Source organism: Mesorhizobium sp. P3_A10, from assembly GCF_056403175.1.
The window spans coordinates 1106601-1128129 of sequence record NZ_JBFUFZ010000001.1 but is presented as its reverse complement, the minus strand read 5'-3'; the positions used below and the strand labels follow the sequence as shown (position 1 = coordinate 1128129).

General features: G+C 62.4%; 18 protein-coding genes. 9 read left to right on the top strand and 9 right to left on the bottom strand.

The features are described 5' to 3' along the window. Window positions 1–9: 9 nt before the first annotated feature. From AC1DXU_RS05465 to AC1DXU_RS05455, 3 genes are all read right to left on the bottom strand, one after another. Window positions 10–873: a hypothetical protein gene (locus tag AC1DXU_RS05465; protein WP_477365296.1), complete on the bottom strand. Its 864-nt coding sequence runs from the start codon at window positions 871–873 to the stop codon at window positions 10–12. 136 nt (window positions 874–1009) lie between these two features. After that, on the bottom strand, window positions 1010–1852 hold the full coding sequence (locus AC1DXU_RS05460; protein WP_477365293.1) for a hypothetical protein: 843 nt from the start codon (window positions 1850–1852) through the stop codon (window positions 1010–1012). 203 nt (window positions 1853–2055) lie between these two features. After that, window positions 2056–2769: a GntR family transcriptional regulator gene (locus AC1DXU_RS05455; protein WP_477365290.1), complete on the bottom strand. Its 714-nt coding sequence runs from the start codon at window positions 2767–2769 to the stop codon at window positions 2056–2058. 261 nt (window positions 2770–3030) lie between these two features. Here AC1DXU_RS05455 and AC1DXU_RS05450 point away from each other — a divergent pair, with 261 nt between their 5' ends. The 6 genes from AC1DXU_RS05450 to AC1DXU_RS05425 all read left to right on the top strand — a co-directional run bounded on the left by AC1DXU_RS05450 (window position 3031) and on the right by AC1DXU_RS05425 (window position 9003). Continuing rightward, window positions 3031–4119, top strand: a complete 1089-nt coding sequence (locus tag AC1DXU_RS05450) for an ABC transporter ATP-binding protein (RefSeq protein ID WP_477365287.1) — start codon at window positions 3031–3033, stop codon at window positions 4117–4119. Between the two features lie 36 nt (window positions 4120–4155). Then, entirely contained in the window at window positions 4156–5448 is a 1293-nt protein-coding gene (locus AC1DXU_RS05445; protein WP_477245709.1) for an ABC transporter substrate-binding protein, read from the top strand. 235 nt (window positions 5449–5683) lie between these two features. Beyond that, window positions 5684–6595 carry an ABC transporter permease gene (locus AC1DXU_RS05440; protein ID WP_477365284.1) on the top strand — a complete coding sequence of 304 codons (912 nt, stop codon included), beginning with the start codon at window positions 5684–5686 and terminating at the stop codon, window positions 6593–6595. 1 nt (window position 6596) lies between these two features. Further along, window positions 6597–7415, top strand: a complete 819-nt coding sequence (locus AC1DXU_RS05435) for an ABC transporter permease (RefSeq protein WP_477365281.1) — start codon at window positions 6597–6599, stop codon at window positions 7413–7415. 8 nt (window positions 7416–7423) lie between these two features. Beyond that, the gene (locus tag AC1DXU_RS05430; protein ID WP_477366046.1) at window positions 7424–8170 is read left to right on the top strand and encodes an aspartate/glutamate racemase family protein; all 747 of its coding nucleotides are present in this window, start codon (window positions 7424–7426) and stop codon (window positions 8168–8170) included. 5 nt (window positions 8171–8175) lie between these two features. Then, complete coding sequence (locus AC1DXU_RS05425) at window positions 8176–9003, top strand: GNAT family N-acetyltransferase (RefSeq protein WP_477365278.1); 828 nt, start codon at window positions 8176–8178, stop codon at window positions 9001–9003. Window positions 9004–9056: 53 nt separating this feature from the next. Here the strand turns inward: AC1DXU_RS05425 and melA (AC1DXU_RS05420) are convergent, their stop codons facing one another. From melA (AC1DXU_RS05420) to melA (AC1DXU_RS05395), 6 genes are all read right to left on the bottom strand, one after another. Further along, window positions 9057–10427 (bottom strand): alpha-galactosidase, encoded by a 1371-nt coding sequence (melA, locus tag AC1DXU_RS05420; protein ID WP_477365275.1) that lies wholly within the window; start codon window positions 10425–10427, stop codon window positions 9057–9059. A gap of 21 nt (window positions 10428–10448) precedes the next feature. After that, entirely contained in the window at window positions 10449–12116 is a 1668-nt protein-coding gene (locus tag AC1DXU_RS05415) for an ABC transporter ATP-binding protein (RefSeq protein WP_477365272.1), read from the bottom strand. 9 nt (window positions 12117–12125) lie between these two features. Further along, on the bottom strand, window positions 12126–13262 hold the full coding sequence (locus AC1DXU_RS05410; RefSeq protein WP_477365269.1) for an ABC transporter permease: 1137 nt from the start codon (window positions 13260–13262) through the stop codon (window positions 12126–12128). Between the two features lies 1 nt (window position 13263). Continuing rightward, entirely contained in the window at window positions 13264–14271 is a 1008-nt protein-coding gene (locus tag AC1DXU_RS05405; RefSeq protein WP_477365267.1) for an ABC transporter permease, read from the bottom strand. A 209-nt stretch (window positions 14272–14480) separates the two neighbouring features. Continuing rightward, on the bottom strand, window positions 14481–16565 hold the full coding sequence (locus tag AC1DXU_RS05400) for an ABC transporter substrate-binding protein (protein WP_477365264.1): 2085 nt from the start codon (window positions 16563–16565) through the stop codon (window positions 14481–14483). A 111-nt stretch (window positions 16566–16676) separates the two neighbouring features. Further along, window positions 16677–18143 (bottom strand): alpha-galactosidase, encoded by a 1467-nt coding sequence (gene melA, locus AC1DXU_RS05395; protein WP_477365261.1) that lies wholly within the window; start codon window positions 18141–18143, stop codon window positions 16677–16679. 206 nt (window positions 18144–18349) lie between these two features. On the opposite strand from melA (AC1DXU_RS05395), the gene AC1DXU_RS05390 reads away from it, so the two are divergent. From AC1DXU_RS05390 to hisD, 3 genes are all read left to right on the top strand, one after another. Further along, window positions 18350–19225: an AraC family ligand binding domain-containing protein gene (locus AC1DXU_RS05390; protein WP_477365258.1), complete on the top strand. Its 876-nt coding sequence runs from the start codon at window positions 18350–18352 to the stop codon at window positions 19223–19225. A gap of 73 nt (window positions 19226–19298) precedes the next feature. Further along, window positions 19299–20072 (top strand): SDR family NAD(P)-dependent oxidoreductase, encoded by a 774-nt coding sequence (locus tag AC1DXU_RS05385; protein WP_477365255.1) that lies wholly within the window; start codon window positions 19299–19301, stop codon window positions 20070–20072. A 131-nt stretch (window positions 20073–20203) separates the two neighbouring features. Then, a complete protein-coding gene (hisD, locus tag AC1DXU_RS05380) occupies window positions 20204–21526 on the top strand; it encodes a histidinol dehydrogenase (protein WP_477365252.1) in 1323 nt (440 codons plus the stop codon). The last annotated feature ends 3 nt before the right edge of the window (window positions 21527–21529 follow it).

The window sequence follows — 21529 nt, the reverse complement described above, 5'->3', positions numbered from 1 at the left end:
AATCGATCTTCAGGCGCCCTTCGATGGCGGAAAACACGCTGCGAAGGCGGCGTCCATAATGGCGAGTTTGACGGCCTGGGCGCTCATGTACTCCTGATAGAAACTGTTCGAGATCCACATGACGGAATTGCCACGCTGGCCGAGCCAGCCGAGGCTGCCGAGCCCTTCGGCATCGCGCAATTTGCGTGCAAGATGGGTGCGCGAGAGCTTGAGCCAGTTGGCGAAGTCGCCGATCGACACCACGCCGGTCGGGATCCGGTCCAGCCCGGCGTGGTCGGGATCGACGCCGGAGATCAGCCAGTCCATGACGACGCCGCCATTGTTGAGCCAGGTGAACAACGAGAAGGTCTGTTTTGGCTCACGCACCGGACTCGACGACACCAGGCCGTCGGCCACCAGCGGCTGCACCCTTGCGAGCGCATCGGGTCGTTGGAGGAAATTCGCAAGCCGGCTGGCGCCGTCCAGACTGTCCAGCGTCTGCAGATGGGCAAGAAGCCAGCCGGTCACCGCCTCCAGCGAGGCCGCCGCGGGCCGCAGAGGGCGGATGCGCCCGTCCTCGCTGTTTTCCAGATACTCGATGAAATCATAGTGCAGCATCTCACGGATGAAGGCATCGGCCGTGTTGCGGCTGGCGACGGCGTGCTGGCCGACGACGTCAAGAAAGCGCGACGTCGTCAATTGCTTGCGATAGTCGCTGGGGTCGCGCCTGAAATGCATGGCAAGGCCGAGATGCGCCATCAGCCACCGTTGCTGCGTGGCAAACACCGAAGAGCGGCGCGGGTCGGCTCTGAAGGCTTTGACCATCGCCAGTGCCTGTGCCTGGACACAGCGGTGCAATGCCGGGTGGCCGGCAATGTCTTCCAAGGTCAGCATATCCTCCCCCGTGCGCCGCTACAGCCTCTCGGCTGCGAAGAAGAAAATCACATTTTCAGTCTTCGCGGCTTGTGTCCAGACGCCCCAATCAGGACCACACAACGGATCGATCACGGCGATGTTATGCAGTCGGTTGCTACGCCTCTGCTGTCGGAAAACACGCCTGGAAAGCAGCCTCGACAATGGCGAGTTTGGCGGCCTGGACCGTCATGTACTCCTGGTAAAACTGGTTCGACACCCACATGACCGAATGGCCGGGCTGGCCCAGCCAGCCAATACTGCCGAGCGCCTCGGCATCGCGCAATTTGCGCGCCAGATGGGTTCGCGACAGCTTGAGCCAGTCGGCAAACTCCGCGATCGAAACGACGCTGGTCGGGATACGATCGAGGCCAGCATGATCGGGATCGATGCCGGACATCAGCCTGTCCATGACGATGCCGCCATTGTTGAGCCAGATGAACAGCGAAAAGGTCTGTTTGGGTTCGCGCACGGGACTGGAGGAAAGCAGGCCGTCCGCCACCAGCGGCTGCAATTTGGCAATCATTTCGGGTCGTTCGAGGAACATGGCCAGCCGGCTGCCGCCATCAAGACTGTCCAGCGTGCGCAGATGGGTGGTGACCCAGCCGGCAAATGCCTTGAGCGTGCCCGCCGTCACCTCGAACGGGTGGGCACGACCGTCCTCGGTCTTCGGCAGGTACTCAATGATGTGGTAGTGCAACATCTCCTTGATGAAAGCGTCGGCGGTGTTGCGGCTGGCCACCGAATTCCGGCGGATGGCCTCCATGAAACGCGTCGCCGTCAGTTCGGTGTGATGGTTGCGCCGGAAATGCAGGGCAAGGCCGACATGGGCCATCAGCCAACGCTGCTGCGTGGCGAACACCGAAGCAAGGCGCGGCGTCGCTTCATAAATCTGGAGCAAGGCCAGCGACTGCGCCCGGACACCACGATGCAATGCCGGATGGCCGGCAATATCTTCCAAATTCAGCGCCGTCCTCCTCGCTCCGACCCAGCCCCCGGCCCGCGAAGACAAAGATTACATTTTCAGCCTTCACCCTTCGTGTCCAGCGTCGCGATCCGACCGATAGTCCTAACTCGATCGCGCCCGGCGGCTGCGGCGTTTTGCCAACTGCTTGCAAGCGAAGAGCCCACCCCGTCGCTCGACACCGGCGAGTGAGCCAAGCGTCAGATTTCGAGCGCTTCCCGCAGGGCCGGACCACCCCTGACGCGAAGGTCGAGATCGGCTTCGATGTGGTCGATGTGGTGCAGCATCAGCGCGCTGGCGCGTTCGGCATTGCCGTTTTCAAGGGCGTCGAGGATCTGCATGTGCTCATTGTGGCCGCAGCTCGAAATGCCGGAGCGACCATAGAGAGCGATCACCAGCGAGGAGCGCGCCACCAGTTCTTCCATGAAGCGCTGCAGGATGACGTTTCCCGCCACCGAGGCCAGCAGCAGGTGAAAATCGCCTGACGCCTTGATTTCGGAGCGTCTGGCGGTCGGTCCGCGCTCGGCAATGAAGCGGCCCTCTTCCTCGAGCTGAGCCTTGAACGCAAGGACATGCTCCGGCGTGATGCGCCCGGCGGCTGCAATGGCGATGCCGGGTTCGATGAGCCGGCGTGAGGCAAAGACCTGGCGCGCCTCTTCCGGCGACGGATTGGCGACGAAGGCGCCACGGTTGCGCTCGGTGCGCACCAGGCCTTCGAAGGACAGCATCTGCAGGGCCGCGCGGGCGACAGTGCGCGACACATCGAACAGAGTGCCGACCTCGCCTTCCGACAATTTGGTTCCGGGCGCCAGCCGGCGGTCGACGATCGCGTCGCGCAGCTGGTCGCGGATCGCCTGGGCGCGATCCTCATTGGCGTTGTCGATAGCGGGGAAAGTCTGGTCGGCAATGTTCATGGCGGCGCACCCTCGCGCCTTTCTATCCTGAATCGGGGCGCGCGGACGAGAGCCAAAGTGAACACGATCCAAGAAAAGATTGCATACGATTTTTGCTCAGATCGAAAACAATCGCCCATAATTTGTGCACTGCACAAGCGTGCTGTTTCGACGGGCAGTCGGCTTCGGCGCTGATTTTCCCAAGGATTCAAATGCTTGAGGGAGGCGACCGGCGACTGGCACGCATGATGCTTTGGTTCATCCGACCAAAGGGGAAGCTGGATGTCCAAAGCCGCCGAAATCGACATCGTGTCCGTTTCGAAAGTCTATGGCGCAACAACCGCCGTCGAAGACATCAGCCTGAAGATCCCGGCCGGCACCTATTGCTGCCTGCTTGGTCCCTCCGGCTGCGGCAAGACCTCGACGCTGCGCATGATCGCCGGGCACGAGAGCATTTCCAGCGGCGACGTGCGGCTCGGCAATGTGGTGGTCACCGATCTGCCGCCAGCCAAGCGTGGCACCGCCATGATGTTCCAGTCCTATGCGCTGTTTCCGCATCTCGACCTCATCGACAATGTCGCGTTCAGCCTCAAGATGAAGGGCGTCGGCAAGGAGGAGCGCCGCGCCAAGGCGCTCGACATGCTGAAGCTGATGCAGATGGAAGCCTATGCCGGCCGCCGCCCGGCGCAGCTTTCAGGCGGCCAGCAGCAGCGTGTCGCTCTGGCCCGCGCGCTGATCACCGACCCGGAGGCGCTGTTGCTCGACGAGCCGCTGTCGGCGCTCGATCCGTTCCTGAAAATCCGCATGCGGGCCGAGTTGAAGAAACTGCAGGCGTCGCTCGGCATCACCTTCGTCCATGTCACCCACAGCCAGGAAGAGGCGATGGCGCTGGCCGATCTGATCGTGGTGATGAATGACGGCCGCATCGAGCAGGCAGCACCGCCGCGCGATGTCTTCGAGCGGCCGGCCACCGCCTTCGTCGCCCGCTTCATGGGCGACCACAACGTCATCTCCGGCCGCGTCAGCGGTGAGCGCAACGGCATGGTCGTCTTCGATGTGCCGGGCGGCGTCTCGCTGGCGGCCAGCGGACAGGGCAGGCAGATCGGCGAGCCGATCGATATCGCCATTCGCACCGATCATGTGCGGATCGGCGAGCCGCCGGCCAGTGGGCTCGGCTTCACCGGCATCGTCTCCAACATCGAGTACCGCGGCTCGACCGTGAAGCTCTCGGTCAACGGCGCCGGCATCGAGGATTTCACCGTCATCGTCGACGACACCAGCTTCTTCGCCAAGCCGGTAGCCGTCGGCGATGCGGTGCCAATCGCCTGGGACGCAGCGGACGCGATCGTCCTCGGCCGTCTCGATTCCTGAAACCAGCATAACCAAACCAGAAAAAGGGAACAGAAAATGACCAACACCACCGACACCAAGAAGACAGGAATTTCGCGGCGCTCGCTGCTCAAGACAGGGGCTGCCGCCGTCGGCTTTGCCGCCGGCTCCGGCGCCATCACGGGCTTCCCGACGATCTGGGCGCAGTCCAACATTACTCTGCGCCAGTTCGGCACCGGCGTGTCGAACCTCAACGCCATCGCCGACAAGTGCAAGGCCGATCTCGGCATCACGCTGGAAATGACCGCGACCGATTCCGACGCCGCCGCCCAGCGCGCGGTGACGCAGCCGGACAGCTACGACATTGCCGACATCGAATACTGGATCTGCAAGAAGGTGTTCCCGAGCGGCGTGCTGCAGCCGATGGATGTCAGCAAGCTGAAATATTATGACGAGCTGGTGCCGCTGTTCAAAACCGGCAAGCTGACGCCGGACAGCGTCATTGCCCAGGGCACAGCGCCGCACACGGTCGGCTATGTCGAGGCGCAGGACTCGAAGACCTTCGCCAAGGCGCCGACCAACTGGTTCACCATGGTGCCGACCATCTACAACGCCGATACGCTGGGCATCCGTCCCGACCTCGTCGGCCGCGACATCACCACCTGGGCCGACATCATGGACCCGGCCTTCAAGGGCAAGACCGCGATCCTCAACATCCCGTCGATCGGCATCATGGATGCGGCCATGATCATGGAAGCCACCGGCAACATCAAATATGCCGACAAGGGCAACATGACCAAGGAGGAGATCGACAAGACCATCGACTTCCTGATCAAGGCCAAGCAGGCCGGCCAGTTCCGCGCCTTCTGGAAGTCGTTCGACGAGAGCGTCAACCTGATGGCATCGGGAGAAGTGGTGATCCAGTCGATGTGGTCGCCGGCGGTGGCCGCCGTCCGCTCCAAGGGCATCGCCTGCCGCTTCCAGCCGCTCAAGGAAGGCTATCGCTCGTGGGGCGGCGGCCTGGGCCTCGCCGCCCACCTCAAGGGCGCCGAACTCGACGCTGCCTATGAATACATCAACTGGTACACGTCCGGCTGGGTCGGCGGCTATCTCAACCGGCAGGGCTACTACTCCGCCAACATGGTCTCGGCCAAGAAGTTCATGTCCGAGGACGAGTGGGGCTACTGGATCGAGGGCAAGCCGGCCAAGGGCGAGATCAAGGCGCCGGACGGCACCGTTATGGAAAAGGCCGGCGCCGTGCGCGACGGCGGCTCGTTCGAAGAGCGCATGGGCAAGGTCGCGTGCTGGAACTCGGTGATGGACGAGGATCGCTACATGGTTAAGCGCTGGAACGAGTTCATCGCGGCGTAGGCGGACGCGTTCACTGTGATGTTGCGATCCTTCGCGCCCCCCTCTGTCCTGCCGGACATCTCCCCCACGAGGGGGGAGATTGGCAGCGTCATGGCGGCTCTCCCTTGACAACGTTGGAGATTGGCGAAGGTCGTTATGAGAGTTCAATCTCCCCCCTCGTGGGGGAGATGTCCGGCAGGACAGAGGGGGGTGCGAAGGATTGCGAGCCATCGCGATCACGCGGAGGATTTTCCAGATGACCGTGGCCCTCGAATCCCCTGCAATCGCCGCTGCCAAGCCCGCCAGACGCCGCCGCGTTTCCCTTGGCGCCATCACGCCCTACCTCCAATCAGCGCCGCTGGCGCTCATCCTCGGCGCGTTCCTGCTGCTGCCCATCATCATGATCGTTGTCGTCTCCTTCTGGGACTACGACTTCGCGGCGATGTATCCGGATTTGCTGACCACCAACTATTCCGACGTGCTCGGCTCCTGGGTGACCTGGAAGACCTACCTCAACACGCTGAAATTCGCTGCCATCGTCTGGGTGCTGACGCTCGCCATCGGTTTCTGGGTGGCCTATTTCCTCGCCTTCCACATCCGCACCACGGCCATGCAGATGGTGCTGTTCCTGGTCTGCACGGTGCCGTTCCTGACCTCCAACATCATCCGCATGATCTCGTGGATCCCGGTGCTCGGCCGCAACGGGCTGATCAACTCGACGCTGGTGCATATGGGCCTGGTGCCGAAGCCGATCGAGTGGCTGCTCTATTCCGAGTTCGCCGTCGTGCTGGCCATGGTGCATCTCTACACGCTGTTCATGGTGACGCCGATCTTCAACACGCTGATGCGCATCGACCGCTCGCTGTTCGAGGCCGCGCGCGATGCCGGCGCTTCCGGCTGGCAGGTGCTGTGGAACGTCATCATTCCGCTGGCCAAGCCGGGCATGGCGATCGGCACGATCTTCGTCGTCACGCTTGTCATGGCCGACTTCTCCACCGTGCAGGTCATGTCGGGCGGCCAGAGCGCCTCGGTGGCGCTGATGATGAAGAACCAGATGTCGCTGCTGCAATATCCGGCCGCGGCCGCCAATGCGGTCGTGCTGCTGGTGCTGGTGCTGTTGATGGTTGCCGGCATCCTGCGCATCGTCGACATCCGCAAGGAGCTCTGACGTGAGCCACGAAAAGCGCAGCCTGGAATTCTATGTGCTGGCGGCGTTCTTCGCCCTCTTCGTGCTGTTTCTCTACGGCCCGCTGTCGGCGATCCTGATCCTGTCCTTCCAGGGTGAGAATGGCGGGCTGACGTTTCCGCTCAACGGCGTCTCGCTGCACTGGTTCGCCAATCTGTTCGAGCGCCAGGCGGTTGGCGATTTCGGCGGCAGCTTCAAGCGCTCGCTGATGCTGGGGGTGATGGTGATGATCGTCACCGTGGTCGTGTCGCTGCTCGCCGGCCTTGCCTTCCGTCAAAAATTTCGCGGCGCCACCGCTTTGTTCTACCTCGCCGTCGCCAGCCTTGTGGTGCCGTCGATCATCATCTCGCTCGGCATCGGCGTCGTCTTCCAGCAGATCGGCTTTCGCCCGGCCTGGTACACGTCGGCCTTCGGCGCCCATCTGACCTGGACCTTGCCGTTCGGCGTGCTGATCATGTTCGCCGTCTTCAACCGGTTTTCGCCGGCCTATGAGGAAGCCGCGCGCGATCTTGGCGCCACGTCCTGGCAGACCTTCGCTTATGTCGTGCTGCCGATGATTGCGCCCAGCCTGATCGGCGTCGGCCTGTTCGGCTTCACGCTGTCCTATGACGAGTTCGCGCGCACGCTGATGACGTCGGGCACCTTCAACACACTGCCGCTGGAAATCTACGGCATGACCACCAACGTTACGACGCCGGTGCTCTATGCGCTGGGCACGGTGACCACGGTGTTCTCCTTCCTGGTGATCCTGGCGACGCTTGGCGCCATCCTCTATGTCGGCCGCCGCCGGGCAAGGGCTTGAGAACCGCAGTGCAGATCCTCGTCGTCAATCCGAACACCACCACCAGCATGACCGAAACCATCGCGGCGGCGGCGCGGTCGGTCGCCGGCGCCGCGACGGAGATCGTCGCCGTCACCTCGTCGATGGGGCCGGTGTCGATCGAAGGTTATTATGACGAGGCGCTTGCCGTGCCCGGCCTGCTGGTCGAGATCGCCGCCGGCGAGCGCGCTGGTGCGCAGGCTGCGATCATCGCCTGTTTCGATGACACCGGCCTCGACGCGGCGCGCGCCATGGCCAACATTCCGGTGATCGGCATTTGCGAGGCGGCGCTCAGCATCGCCTCGTTTATCGCCCAGCGCTTTACCGTGGTGACGACGACCACGCGGTCATGGGTTCCCGTCGAGGCGCTGGTGCAGCGTTACGGCATGGCCGGGCGAGCCCGCGTACGGGCCGCCGACATTGCGGTCCTCGCGCTTGAAGATCCGGCATCCGGCGCGGTCGAAAAACTGCGCGGCGAGATCGCGCGCGCCATCGACGAGGATCGCGCCGAAGCCATCGTGCTCGGCTGCGCCGGGATGGCCGATCTTGCTCTCCGGCTGCAGGCGGAATTTGGTCTGCCGGTCATCGACGGCGTCGGTGCCGCGGTCAAGCAGGCCGAGGCGTTGATTGCGCTTGGCCTGTCGACATCCAAGCGTGGCGCCTATGCAAACCCGCTGGCAAAGCCGTATCGTGGCGCCTTGAAATCCTTCGCCCCGGGAACCGTTGCCGCCGAGTGACCGCAATGCCTCGAACGATCCGGATGCTCGCTGAGAGCGAAGTGGAAACCCTTGTCGACTGGGCAGCCGTAGAAGGCTGGAACCCCGGTCTCGACGATGCTGCGGTGTTCCGTGCGGCGGATCCAGATGGCTTCATCGGCGCTTTTGTCGACGGCGAAATGGTCGCCGGGATTTCGGCCGTGGCCTATGGCGACGATTTCGGCTTCATCGGCCTCTACATTTGCCGCCCCGACATGAGGGGCAAGGGCCATGGCAAGGCAGTGTGGGATGCCGGCATGGCGCGGCTTGGCAACCGGACCGTTGGCCTCGATGGCGTTGCCGAGCAGCAGGCCAACTACCGCAGCATGGGCTTCGTGCCCACCTATGATACCGTTCGCTACAGCGGGCGCGCTGCCAGCCTAGTTGGCAGGGGCGATATCCGGCCCGTCACGCCTGGCCTTGTCGCCGATATCCTGGCCTACGACCGCCACTGTTTTCCGGCGCCACGGCAAGCCTTCCTGCAGAGATGGCTGCAGCCGCCGCGCAGCGCGCTTGCAGTCGTCAACTCGGGAAGGGTTTCCGGCTATGGCGTCGCACGGCCATGCCGCGACGGTTTCAAGATCGGGCCTTTGTTCGCCGACGACATGGACGTTGCGCTGCAACTTGTGACGGGATTGGCAGGCCGTCAGCCAAGCGACACGCTGCACATCGACGCTCCCGCGACCAATGGTGGGTTCATCGGGGCACTCGAGGCGGCTGGTTTGTCACCGGGCTTCACAACGACCCGAATGTACAGGGGAGGTGTGCCGGCCCCATCGGGAGTTTTCGGGATAACGACCCTGGAGCTCGGCTGAAGCCGAGCCCCAGGCATACGGTCAATCATTCCCGCATCGTTTGGAAGCGACGATCAGGCCGCCCGGGCTCCCGGCGTTTTGCGTGCCCAGGCTGGAAGCCAGTCGCCATGGGTGGCGAGCAATTCATCCACCAGCGACCATATCTGGTCGAGGTCGAGTTCGGCTGCCGTGTGCGGGTCCATCATTGCCGCGTGATAGATATGCTCGCGGTTTTCGGTCATCAGCGCCTGAACCGTCAGTTCCTGCACATTGATGTTGGTGCGGATCAGCGCGGTCAGCTGCGGCGGCAGGTCGCCGATGAAGGTGGGCTGGATGCCGGAGGCATCGACCAGGCACGGCACCTCGGCGGCGCAATTGGTGGGCAGCGAGGTGATGCAGCCATTGTTGCGGACGTTGCCGTAGATCACCGACGGCTCGCCGGTCCACACCGAATTCATGATCGAGGAGGCATATTCCTTCGACTGCTCGACCTCGATCCTTTCGGCTGAGCGGTAGGCTTCGGCTTGTCCCTTCCAGCGTTCGATCTGCTCGATGCAGCGCTTGGGATATTCGTCCAGCGGGATGCCGAACTTCTCGATCAGATCGTCGCGGCCTTCCTTGATGAAGTAGGGCGTGTACTCGGCGAAATGCTCCGAGCTTTCGGTGACGAAATAACCGAGCCGCGTCAGCATTTCATAGCGCACCTTGTTTGGACAGCGCGGGTTCCAGCCCGGCTTCGGTGCTCGGCCCTCGCGATAGGCGCGCACAAGATCGGGATAGAGATTGCGGTAGGAGCCGTCTGGCTGGCGATGCTCGAATTTGAGGTAGAAGGCCATGTGGTTGATACCGGCCGAGCGGTAGCGGATTTCCTCGTAGGGAATGTCGAGGTCATGCGCCAGTTCCATCGCCGTTCCCTGTACCGAATGGCAGAGGCCGACCTGCTTGATCTCGGGGTATTTCTCCGCGATCGCCCACGTGTTGATCGCCATCGGGTTGACGTATTGCAGCATGATCGCCTGCGGGCAGACGGCGAGCATGTCCTCGCAGACCTTCCAGAGATGCGGCACGGTTCTGAGGCCCCGCATGATGCCGCCGACGCCCAGCGTATCGGCGATGGTCTGGCGCAGGCCGTATCTCTTCGGGACTTCGAAATCGGTGACCGTGCAGGGCTCGTAGCCGCCGATCTGGAAGGCGACGACGACGAAATCGGCACCCTTCAGCGCCTTGCGCTGATCGGAATAGGTTTCGGCCTTGGCCTTGACGCCGAGGGTCGAGATCAGCTTGTTGACGACGATGGCGCTCTCTTCGAGGCGCTGCGGATTGAGGTCCATCAGGGCGATGCTTGCCCCCGACAATGCGGGACGCTGCAGCACATCGCCGACGATGTTCTTCATGAACACCGTGGAGCCAGCTCCGATAAATGTGATCTTGGGATTTCTTGTCATAACAGTCTCCGGAAAATGCGATCAGGCTACCTCGAAAGCGGCTTTGACGAGCCGTTGCGTGTAGGCGGTTTTGGGATTGGACAGAACTTCGTTGACGGGCCCCGCTTCGACGATCTTGCCGTGCTGCATGACGATCACACGGTGGCAGAGCGCGCGGACGACCTTGAGATCGTGCGAGATGAAGAGGTAGCTGAGGCCGCGGTCGCGCTGTAGCTTGCGCAGCAGTTCGATGATCTGCGCCTGGACCGAAAGGTCCAGCGCCGATGTCGGCTCGTCGAGCACAATGAACTCGGGTTCCAGCGCAATGGCGCGGGCGATTGCGATGCGCTGGCGCTGGCCGCCGGAAAACTCGTGCGGGAAGCGCGAGAGGATATTGCCCGGCATGCCGGCGCTGGTCAGCGCGTCGCGCACCCGGTCGATGCGGTCGTTCCTTGTCGCCCCGATCCTGTTGACGACCAGCCCTTCCTCGATGATCTGGCCGATCGTCATACGCGGGTTGAGCGATGAAAACGGGTCCTGGAAGACGATCTGCATGCGCGAGCGCAACGGCCGCATCTCAGCCCGCGAACGACCATGGATCGGCTGGCCGTCGAAATAGATCTCGCCGCCGCTGCTGGTGTTGAGCCTGAGCAAGGCTTCGCCGAATGTCGTCTTGCCCGATCCGGATTCACCGACGAGGCCCAGCGTCTCGTGGCGGCAAAGGGTCAGGTCGAGACTGTCGACGGCGACGAGTTCGCGCAGGTCCGGTTTCAGGAACGTGCCATGCCGCAGCATGAAGGAGACGCGCACGCGCTTGGCATCGAGGATGATGCCGGCGCCTTCCGGCAGCGGGTTGGCCTGGCCGCGCGGCTCGGAGGCCAGCAAATGCTTTGTGTAGGGATGCTGCGGATCGGCGAACAGCCTGTCCGTCACATTGTGCTCGCACATGGCGCCGTGCTGCATGACATAGACATAGTCGGAGAACTGCCGCACCACCGTCAGGTCATGGGTGATCAGGATCACGGCCATCCGCAATTGTTTCTGCAGGTTGCGAATGAGGTTCAGGATCTGCGCCTGAACGGTCACGTCGAGTGCCGTCGTCGGCTCGTCGGCTATCAGCACGTCGGGATCGTTGGCGAGCGCCATGGCGATCATCACGCGCTGGCGCTGGCCGCCCGAAAGCTGGTGCGGATATTGCCGCAGCCGCGCCGAAGGGTTCGGTATCTGCACCTGCTGCAGCAGTTCGAGCGCTCGCGCCTCGGCCTGCCCGCGGCTGACCCTACGATGCACCCTGATCGCCTCGACGATCTGGCTGCCGATCGTGTAGATCGGATTGAGCGAACTCATCGGCTCCTGGAAGATCATCGAAATGCGGTCGCCGCGCAGTTTGCGCCGCTCCCGTTCGGAGAATTTCAGGATGTTGGCGCCGTCGTACTCGACGGTCGATTTCGCCGACACCACCGCGCGCTTGGACAGCAGCCCCATGACAGTGCGCGCCGTCACCGACTTGCCCGATCCGGATTCGCCGACGATGGCGATCGTCTCGCCGCGATAGAGCTGGAAGGAGATGTCTTTGACCGCTTCGACCGTGCCGTGTTCGACCTTGAAATCGACCGCGATGTTGCGGGCGTCGATGACCGGGTTTTCCGAACGTCCGTCATGGTCGAGCCGGACAGGCGGGGCGAAGGAATTGACGAGCGCGTTGGTCATCACATTCCCTCAGTATGGATCGACTGCGTCGCGCAGCCCATCGCCAAGCGCGTTGAACGCGAAGACGGTGACGAGCACGAAGCCAACGGGTGCAAGAATCCAGGGATAGGTGCCGATGACCGAGTAGGTCGCGGTGTCCTGCAGCATCAGCCCCCACGAGATCAGCGGCGGCTTCACCGCGAAACCGAGGAAGCCCAGGAACGATTCGAGCAATACGACACTCGGGATCGCCAGTGTGACGGCAACGATGACGTGGCTCATCACATTGGGGAAAATGTGCTGCATGATGATGCGACGGTCGGTGGCGCCGACAGCGATCGCGGCACGGACATAGTCGATCCGGGCAAGCGCCAGCGTCTTGCCGCGGACCTCGCGCGACATCTGCGCCCAGCCGAGCGCCGACATGACGATGATCACGAAGGCGAGGAAGACGTTGGTCGGCGCTGTCACCGGGACCAGCGATGTCAGCGCCAGATAGAGCGGCAATTGCGGAAAAGCGAGCACCAGTTCGACGAAGCGCTGCACCCAGACATCGAAGGTACCTCCAAAATAGCCCGAGACCATGCCCACAGTCGTGCCGATGACGGTGACGATGAAGACCACGGTCAGCGCGATCATCAAAGAGATGCGCGACCCGTAGATGGCGCGGGCCAGCACATCGCGGCCGAATTTGTCGGTGCCGAGGAAATGCACTGGCTGGCCGTCGGTCGAGCCAAAGAAGTGCCGGTTGGCGGGGATCAGGCCAAGGAGCCTGTAGTCCGCGCCCTTGACGAAGAAACCGAGCAGGCGCGGATGATCGTAGTCCGGTCCGACGACCGGCTGGAAGGTCACGGGATCAAGTTCCTCCGAATCCGCCAGCGCATAGACGCGCGGTTGGAAGACGAAATTGCCGTCCTTGTCGTGGAAGGTCATCATTTGCGGCGGCGCGAAGCCGACGTCGGTCACCTTGGGATCCACAGGGGCGAAGAAATCGGCAAACACTGCCATCAGCACCAGAAACACAACCAGGATCAGCCCGGCCATGCCGGTCCAGGATCGCTTCAGGCGACGCCAGACGAGCGCCATATAGCTCTCGTTGGCATGCGGCCGTCGCTTGGTGACGGGTTCTTCGACCGGGGGCGGCAGGGAGGGATCGATCGCAAGCATCTCAAGCCCCCGCATACTGGCGGACACGGGGGTCGAGCAGGACCAGCAGCATGTCGGCGATGATGTTGCCGACGATCAGCGTCGCCGACAGCACCATCATGAAGGTCGCGGTGACATAGACGTCGCCGACCGCCATCGAGCCGACGATCGCTGGCCCGACGGTCGGCAGGGCAAAGATGATTGCCGTCTCGATCTCACCGGTCAGCATGTAGGGCAGCACTACGCCCTGATACATGACAAGGGGATGCAGCGCGTTCGGCACCGCATGGCGCATGACGACCGCAGCGCCGCTCAGGCCCTTGGCGCGGGCCGTTTCGACATACTGAGCATTCAGCGTGTCGAGCAGATTGCCGCGCATGACGCGCATATTGTAGGCAAGGCCGCCGAAGGTCGCGATCGCAACGACCGGCCAGACATGTTTGACGAGATCGGCGAATTTGGCCCACGACCACGGCGCTCCGCCATATTGCGGCGAGAAGAAGCTGCCGATCTCGGACACGTTGAACTTGAAAACCAGGAGATAGACGATGATCAGCGCCATCAGGAAGCGCGGCACCGTCATGCCGAGGAAGGCGACGGTCGAAAGCGCGCTGTCAATCCAGCTATACTGTCTGGTCGCCGCCCAGATGCCGAAACCGATGCCGAGCACGGAGGCCAGGATGTGGCACACAAGGGCGAGCAGCAGCGTGCGCGGCAAGCGTTCGCCGACCACATCGGCAACCGGCTTGTTGTAGTAGAGGCTGTAGCCGAAATCGCCGCGGGTGACGATGCCGCCGATCCAGTTGAAATACTGGACCAGCAACGGCTTATCGAGCCCGTGCTCGACCCGGTAGGCTTGCGCCTGCGCGTCGGCCTCGGCGAAGGAGGCGCCACCCTGATTGATGAGCTGGGAGCGGATGTAATCCGCGTAATCGCCCGGCGGCGCCTGGATGATGGCAAAAGTGACCGCGCTCAGGATGACCAGCACCGGTAAGGCTGAGGCTATGCGCACGAGCAGGAATCGTAACATTTGACGGTTCGCTTCGCTTTTGCAGCAGTTGCTCCTCGTGGGTGCAGCCGGCGGTTTCTTTTTTGTCCCGGCCGCGCTCGCGGCGCGGCCGGAAGGTCTTTTCGTCTGGGAGGATCTTAAAGCGCGGCGCGGGTGGCGGCGCGCTTTAAGTTTCTGTTTTGATGCGTGTCGTTACCCCAAAACCGCTGTGCGCTTTTGGGCGAGAGGCATTAGTTCATCGGACCCTTGTCTCCGGGCTTGCCGGGCAGTTGTTCAGGGAACAGCTCATACTTGCCCTGTTTGTCCGCGGCGACCCAGACACGTTCGCGGATGATCGAGTCTTCGGCCCAGTTGAACATGAAGATCGGCGTGCCTTGCAGGATGTTCGAGAAGCGCTTGTTGATGATCAGCGCGCCCGGATATTCCGTCAGGCCGATCGTGTAGATGTGTTCCGTCGAGATCTTCTGGAACTGCTTCATCAGGCTGGCACGCTCGTCATTGTCCTGCGTCGAGACGAACTTGTTGACGATGTCGACGAGATCCTTCTCGAACGGCATCAGATCGACCTGGCCGCTTTCCGGAGCGCGATGGTTCCAGCTGGTTTTCGGGCCGACAGGGGCCAGCTGCTCGGTGTTCTGCACCACGGAGGTGAGCTCCTGGTCGTTACGCCTTACCAGCCAGTCGAAGCGGCCGGAATAGTTGGAGGCGTCGCGCTGGACACCGTCGAGCCCATTGAGGACAACGCGCAGGCCAAGCTTCTCCATCTGGCCGACGACGCCTTCTGCGAGGCTCTTGTCAGTGGTGTAGTCGTTGTTGACCAGCATCACGATCTCGACGTTCTTGCCGCCGGCGGTGCCGGCCGGGAAGTTCACGAAACCGTCGCCGTCCGTATCCTTCAGGCCTGCCTTGGCGAGTTCCGCCTTGGCGCCGGCGAGATCGAATGGATAGTAGACGGTCGAATTCCGGTCATAGAAGCTTGTGCCCGAGGAGAGGCCGCCCGGATAGATCGCGGTGAACGGACCCTTGACCAGCGAGTCGCCGAGCGCCTTGCGGTCGAGTGCCATGGTGACGGCCTTGCGGAAGTCCTCATTGCGGTTCAGCTCGCGGATCGCCTGGCCGCGTTCGTCCGGGTTGCCCCAGCCATTGGCGGAGAAGTTCATGCGCAGATTGTAGCCGATAAGGCGTGGGCCGAAGGCGAGACGGGCCGGCGCGTCCTTTTCCGCCGCACGCTTCAGCGAGGCGACGAAGTTTTCAGGCTGCTCAAGATTTGAGAAGTCGGCGGCGCCTGCCACGGCCTGGACGTCGCGGTCTGCCCAGGTCGACAGCTTGTAGTGCAGTTCGTTGAGGTAAGGCAGCTGGTTGCCCTTCTCGTCGACCTTCCAATAGTAGGGGTTGCGACGCAGCACGATAATGTCATCGGGCCGGTATTCGACCGGCACCCAGGCGCCCATCACCGGCAGGTTCATATATTCCGGCGGGAAGGCGTTCTTGAACTGCTCGTAGGTGTTCTTCGAATATTTCGGATGCTGGGGCTTCAAAATATGCGAGGGGCCTGGGCAGAAGGTGCCGTAGGCCATGGCATAGAGATACTGCTTCGGGAAGGCCTCCTTGAAGGTCCACTCGACGGTGTAATCGTCGATCTTCTTCAGCGTCGTGCCGACGCCGAAGGTTTCCTGGGTGGCGCCGTTCAGCGGCGACACGTTCGGGTCCATGACCTCGTCATCCCAGTAGAACATGACGTCGTCGGCATTGAACGCAACGCCGTCAGACCATTTGGCGCCCTCGACCAGGTGCATCGTCAGCGTGTGGCCGTCCTTCGACCAGTCCCAGCCCTTGGCCAGGTTCGGCAGCGGCTCGGTGTCCTTGGCCTCGACCTGGAACAACGGCGCGGTGCGCGTCAGGCATTCGGAAAGGCCGATATCGATGCCGCCCCAACCTTGCGTCTGGCCGGCACCATAGTTCCAGCCCTCCGGCCGGCCGCCGATGACATGGCGCATCGTATCGCCGTAGACGCCGATGCCGTCCTGCATGTTGGCGGTCTTGAAGACCAGCGGCTCCTTGGGCAGCCGATCCTTGACCGGCGGCAACGCGCCGGTCTTGACGTATTTCTGCGTGACCCAATCGGGCTCGTGGTATTCGGGCAGCGCCTTGAACTCCAGGATGGAGTCGCGCGCCACATATTTGATTTTTCCTTCGGCGGGAAATTGTGCGGGCGCCGGTGGCACCGTCGGTTCGGATGCGTGCGCATTCAACGCCGCGATGGACACGCTAAGCGCCAGCCCGGCAAGAATGCCAATGTTTCGGAAACTCGTCATCGTCTCTCCTCCCTGTTGTTTCGGAGCGCTTACGTCGCTCCATTCTCCTCGAGATATGCGGACCGCTGATCTCCCCCCGAAAATCAGCCGCGATCCATTCTGCCTTTTTGCTCAGACGGCCTGTTTGAGGGCCGCCTTTTCGGCGCGCAGTTCCTCGATCGAGCGGACGTCGCGGCGTGCGGCGCCTGCCCATTCGCGGGTCTTGACCCTGGATTTCGACAGCCGTTCCTTGGCAGCCGGAATGGCATGGGCGTATTGCGGCAGCCAGTTGGCCTGGGCGACGACCATCTCATCGACCATTTGCCAGACTTCTTCCGGCGTCGAGACGGCGCCGACCAGCGGGTCGTGCAGGACCGCCAGCTTCAGAAGGTCGATATCGCCTGATATCGCCGCATGAACGGACATGCGCTGGACGTTGATCGAGGCCATGCAGGTGGCGGCGCAGGCTTCTGGCAGCGTGATGCCCGAGGCCATGTTGATGCCGAAGCGATCGACGAAGCCGGGCGACTCGATGATCGCGTCCTGCGGCAGGTTGGTGATGACGCCATTGTTCTTGACGTTGAAATGGCCGCGATAAACCCGGTTGGTCTCCAGCGCTTCCAGGATGTGGCTGGCATGCTCGTTGGAGCGCTTGGCAGGATCGATCGGCCTGGCGGCGGATTCGAGAAACTGCGGAAATTCCGTCTCGAACCAGTTGCGCGTTTCGGTGGAGTAGCGAAGGTAGCCACCGGTTTCGCCATGAATCCAGTCCGACATGTCGATCCAGCGGGTGATTTCGTCTGGCCGCTTGCGGTACCAGGGCAGATATTCGGAAAGGTGGCCGTTGCTTTCGGTCGAATAGACACCGAAGCGCTTCAGGACGTCGATGCGCAGCTTTTCCTGCTGTGAAAAAACCGGATGCGCCTCGAAGGCCGCAACCAACTCGTCCTTGCCGATCTTGCGGCCGTTGAGGCGCAGGTCGATGAACCAGGTCTGATGGTTGATGCCGGAACAGACATAGTCGAGTTCGCTATGCGATTTGGCGCCGAGCACTTCGGCGATCTGTTCGGCGCCATGCTGGACGCCATGGCAGAGGCCGACGGTATCCACCTTGCCGTACTCGATCGCCGCCCAGGTGTTCATCGCCATCGGGTTGGCATAGTTGAGGAATTTCGCGCCGGGCTCGGCGAGTTCGCGGATGTCCTTGCAGAAGTCGAGAATGACCGGGATGTTGCGCTGGCCGTAGAGAATGCCGCCGGCGCAGATCGTATCGCCGACGCACTGGTCGATGCCATATTTCAAGGGGATTCGGATGTCGTCGGCATAGGCTTCGAGGCCACCGACGCGCACGCAGCTGATGATGTAGCGAGCCCCCTCGAGGGCAACGCGGCGATCGGTCGTCGCCGTGACCCTGGTCGGCAATTTGTTGAATTCGACAATCTTGTCGAGGATCTCCTTGATCATCGCGAGATTGTGCTGGCTAAGGTCGGTCAGCGCGAATTCGACGTCCCTGAATTCCGGAACGCACAGAATGTCGGTAAACAGCTTCTTGGTGAAGCCGACGCTGCCCGCGCCGATGATGGCAATTTTGAAACTCATCACTTCACCTCGATCCTGCCGAAATGTTAGGTAAGGGCGGCAAAAGGAAATTTGATCCACATGCCGCGGCAAGCAGCCACGACAAACCCGAATCCGACGTCTCCTCCTGACCGCTCCTCGACTGCGGCTTCTTTTGCTTTCGGGAGGGATTATGCGCCTATTCAGCGATGCGACCAGAGAAGGATTGTGCTTTCAGGGGTAATTTTGTGCTGCGCGACCTGATCGACACCGGACCATCGGCCAGAACCGTCTCGTTGCCGCGCGGGCGTCAGCGCCTGCACACCATGCCGACAAGCACCGGCTACGAAGTGCGCGAGAACGAGGTCTACGACTGGGATGGACGCAAGCGCGGCCAGACGCCGTTTACCGTGCTCCAGCACACAATCAGCGGCACTGGCCGGCTGCGCTACGAGAACCGCAACTACCGCCTGCAAAAGGGCGACACGCTGCTGGTTCTGGTGCCGCACAATCACCGCTACTGGCTGGCCAAGGGCGAGCGCTGGGAATATTTCTGGATATCGATGAACGGCGATGAGGCGCTGCGCATCCACAAGCTGGTGCTTGCCGCCGTCGGCCCGGTGCTGCGGTTGCAGCCATCGACGATCGATCATCTCGCCGACTGCAGCGTGCGCCTCGTCAAGGGCGCGGTCTCGCCCGGCGCCGCGTCCGCCGTCGCCTACGAGGCGGCGATGGCACTCTATGACGATGTGTTCGGCTCGCATGCCTTTACCGACGAGAAGAGCCCCATGCAGCCGGTGATCGATCACATCAAGGCCAATCTCGACAGGCCGCTGTCGGTTGACGATCTGGCGGGGATCAGCGGGCTCAGCCGCGCGCATTTCTCGCGCTGCTTCGCCGAGAGCGAGGGCCTGCCGCCGGCCGAATTCGTGCTGCAGCAGCGATTGCAGCGGGCGGCGAAATTGTTGACGAAGGCCGATTTCCTGCCGGTGAAGGAAGTGGCCATCATGTGCGGCTTCGAGGATGCCAACTATTTTTCGAAGGTCTTCCGCCGCCTGTACGGCATCAACCCGACGCAATTTCGCACCACCGGCATGTATGCCAGCGTGGGCAACCACCGTTAGATGGTCCCGGACGGTGAATGCGACGGCGAATGAGCCGATGGATCGGAAGACGGCACCGAGGGGATGAACTCACATGCGCAATGCTTCTCTTTTCGACCTTTCCGGTAAAAAGGCGCTGGTCACCGGCGCCAGTCGCGGCATCGGGCGCAGTATTGCCGAGGCTTTGAGTGCCGCCGGCGCCGATGTCGCGGTCACCGCACGCGCCTTGCCGTCACTCGACGAGACGACCGCGGCCATACGCCAAGCCGGTGGGATCGCGCATGCGCTGGCGCTCGATGTCACCGATGTCGGTTGCTGCAGGAGCGCGGTCGCGGAGGCAGCCCACCTGATCGGCGGTCTCGACATCCTCGTCAACAATGCCGGCGTGGAAGAGGTTCGGCCTTCACTCGACGTCGAGGAAGCCTTGTGGGACATGATCGTCGACACCAATCTCAAGGGCGCTTTCTTCTGCGCCCAGGCTGCCGCCCGCCATATGAGAGACGCAGGGCGGCCAGGCGTCATCATCAATCTCTGCTCCCTGACCTCCGAAGTCGGCGTGCCGACGGCGGTGCCATACGGTTCGTCGAAATCGGGCCTGCTTGGCATGACGCGGGCTCTGGCGGCGGAGTGGGCGGAACTCGGCATCCGCGTCAACGCCATCGCGCCCGGATACTTCCGGACAGCCATGACCGATGTCTTCTACAGCGACGAGACCTGGCAGCGGGCAATGCTTGCCAAGATACCGCAGCGACGCTTCGGCGATGTCGCCGACCTGCATGGGGTCGCAGTGTTCCTGGCGTCCGATGCTGCTGCCTACATAACTGGGCAATCGATCCCGGTCGATGGCGGCTTTCTGGCATCGATATGACCGGCTGACGGCAGCTGCGCTGCGGCGCGGAGCCGGACATCGAGAATCAACTTGGCATCTTGTATGTGGTTGTACATACTTTATGGGAACCTCTGCCGGCATGCCCCTATTTTCCGAGAGAAGGAACACCCATGTCTGACATCAGCTTTCATGATCTGTCGTCGATCGATGCCGTCCAGCGGGCCAGCTTGCTGAAGCGTGCCGAAGGCGATCTGTCGATCTTTGTCGAAAAGGTCCGGCCGATCATCCAGTCGGTCAGGGATGAAGGCGATGCGGCGCTGATCCGGTTCGCCCGGGAGTTCGACAAGGCCAATGTGGCTGAAGGGGAGCTGAAGGTCTCGGAGGCCGAATTCGATGCTGCGTTCGACAAGGTCGAAAAGGAGGTCATCGAAAGCATCAAGTTCGGCATCGGCAACATACGGAGTTTCCACCTGGAGCAGCGGCCGGAACCGATGTGGCTGAAAGAGGTTCGGCCGGGCGCCTATGCCGGCGACCGGTACACGCCGATTTCTTCGGTCGCGCTTTACGTTCCACGCGGCAAGGGGGCCTTCCCGTCGGTGACGATGATGACGTCGGTTCCGGCCGTGATCGCCGGGGTGCCGCAGATCGCCATCGTGACGCCGCCGACATCGGATGGTTCCGTGGACGCCGCCACATTGGTCGCCGCCCGCCTTGCCGGTGTCGACACCGTCTACAAATGCGGCGGCGCCCAGGCCGTCGCGGCGGTCGCCTACGGCACCGAGACGGTGAAGCCAGCCGTCAAGATCGTTGGCCCCGGCAGCCCGTGGGTGGTTGCGGCAAAAAGCTTGTTGTCCCCGGTCATCAACACCGGTCTGCCGGCCGGTCCCTCCGAAGCGATCATCTTTGTCGACGACAGCATCGACGGCGGCCTTGCCGCCCTCGACCTTTTGATCGAGGCCGAACATGGTCCCGATTCATCGGCCTATATCGTCACGCACAGCCGCAAGGTTGCTGAAGCCGCCCTTGCCGCCATTCCGGAACACTGGTCGCGAATGACCGAGCAGCGTGTTGAGTTTTCGCGTGCGGTGCTGACGGGAAAGCGCGGCGGCATCGTGCTGACGGCGTCGCTGGAAGACAGCTACCGCTTCATCAACGACTATGCGCCCGAGCACCTCGAGATCCTGTCGAAGGAGCCGTTCGCGCATCTTGGACAGATCACCGAAGCAGCCGAAATCCTCATGGGTCCGCATACGCCGGTGACGCTCGCCAACTTTGTGCTGGGACCCAATGCGGTGCTTCCGACCAGCCGCTGGGCGCGAACCTACGGGCCGCTGTCGGTGACGGATTTCGTCAAGCGCTCGTCCGTCGGCTATGTCACCTCGGCAGCCTATCCCGAACTGGCCGGGCATGCGCGCAAGCTGGCACGCTACGAAGGTTTCAGTTCCCACGAAAATGCGATTTCAGAGATCCGCAACCGCTATCTCGTCCTCTGAGGG

Excerpts from the sequence above, each read along its gene's own strand:
- AC1DXU_RS05385 (WP_477365255.1), top strand. The coding sequence starts at position 19,299 with ATGCGCAATGCTTCTCTTTTCGACCTTTCCGGTAAAAAGGCGCTGGTC.
- melA (WP_477365275.1), bottom strand. The coding sequence starts at position 10,427 with ATGACAAGAAATCCCAAGATCACATTTATCGGAGCTGGCTCCACGGTG.
- melA (WP_477365261.1), bottom strand. The coding sequence starts at position 18,143 with ATGAGTTTCAAAATTGCCATCATCGGCGCGGGCAGCGTCGGCTTCACC.
- AC1DXU_RS05410 (WP_477365269.1), bottom strand. The coding sequence starts at position 13,262 with ATGCTTGCGATCGATCCCTCCCTGCCGCCCCCGGTCGAAGAACCCGTC.
- AC1DXU_RS05450 (WP_477365287.1), top strand. The coding sequence starts at position 3,031 with ATGTCCAAAGCCGCCGAAATCGACATCGTGTCCGTTTCGAAAGTCTAT.
- AC1DXU_RS05400 (WP_477365264.1), bottom strand. The coding sequence starts at position 16,565 with ATGACGAGTTTCCGAAACATTGGCATTCTTGCCGGGCTGGCGCTTAGC.
- AC1DXU_RS05465 (WP_477365296.1), bottom strand. The coding sequence starts at position 873 with ATGCTGACCTTGGAAGACATTGCCGGCCACCCGGCATTGCACCGCTGT.
- hisD (WP_477365252.1), top strand. The coding sequence starts at position 20,204 with ATGTCTGACATCAGCTTTCATGATCTGTCGTCGATCGATGCCGTCCAG.
- AC1DXU_RS05425 (WP_477365278.1), top strand. The coding sequence starts at position 8,176 with ATGCCTCGAACGATCCGGATGCTCGCTGAGAGCGAAGTGGAAACCCTT.
- AC1DXU_RS05455 (WP_477365290.1), bottom strand. The coding sequence starts at position 2,769 with ATGAACATTGCCGACCAGACTTTCCCCGCTATCGACAACGCCAATGAG.
- AC1DXU_RS05440 (WP_477365284.1), top strand. The coding sequence starts at position 5,684 with ATGACCGTGGCCCTCGAATCCCCTGCAATCGCCGCTGCCAAGCCCGCC.
- AC1DXU_RS05445 (WP_477245709.1), top strand. The coding sequence starts at position 4,156 with ATGACCAACACCACCGACACCAAGAAGACAGGAATTTCGCGGCGCTCG.
- AC1DXU_RS05405 (WP_477365267.1), bottom strand. The coding sequence starts at position 14,271 with ATGTTACGATTCCTGCTCGTGCGCATAGCCTCAGCCTTACCGGTGCTG.
- AC1DXU_RS05415 (WP_477365272.1), bottom strand. The coding sequence starts at position 12,116 with ATGACCAACGCGCTCGTCAATTCCTTCGCCCCGCCTGTCCGGCTCGAC.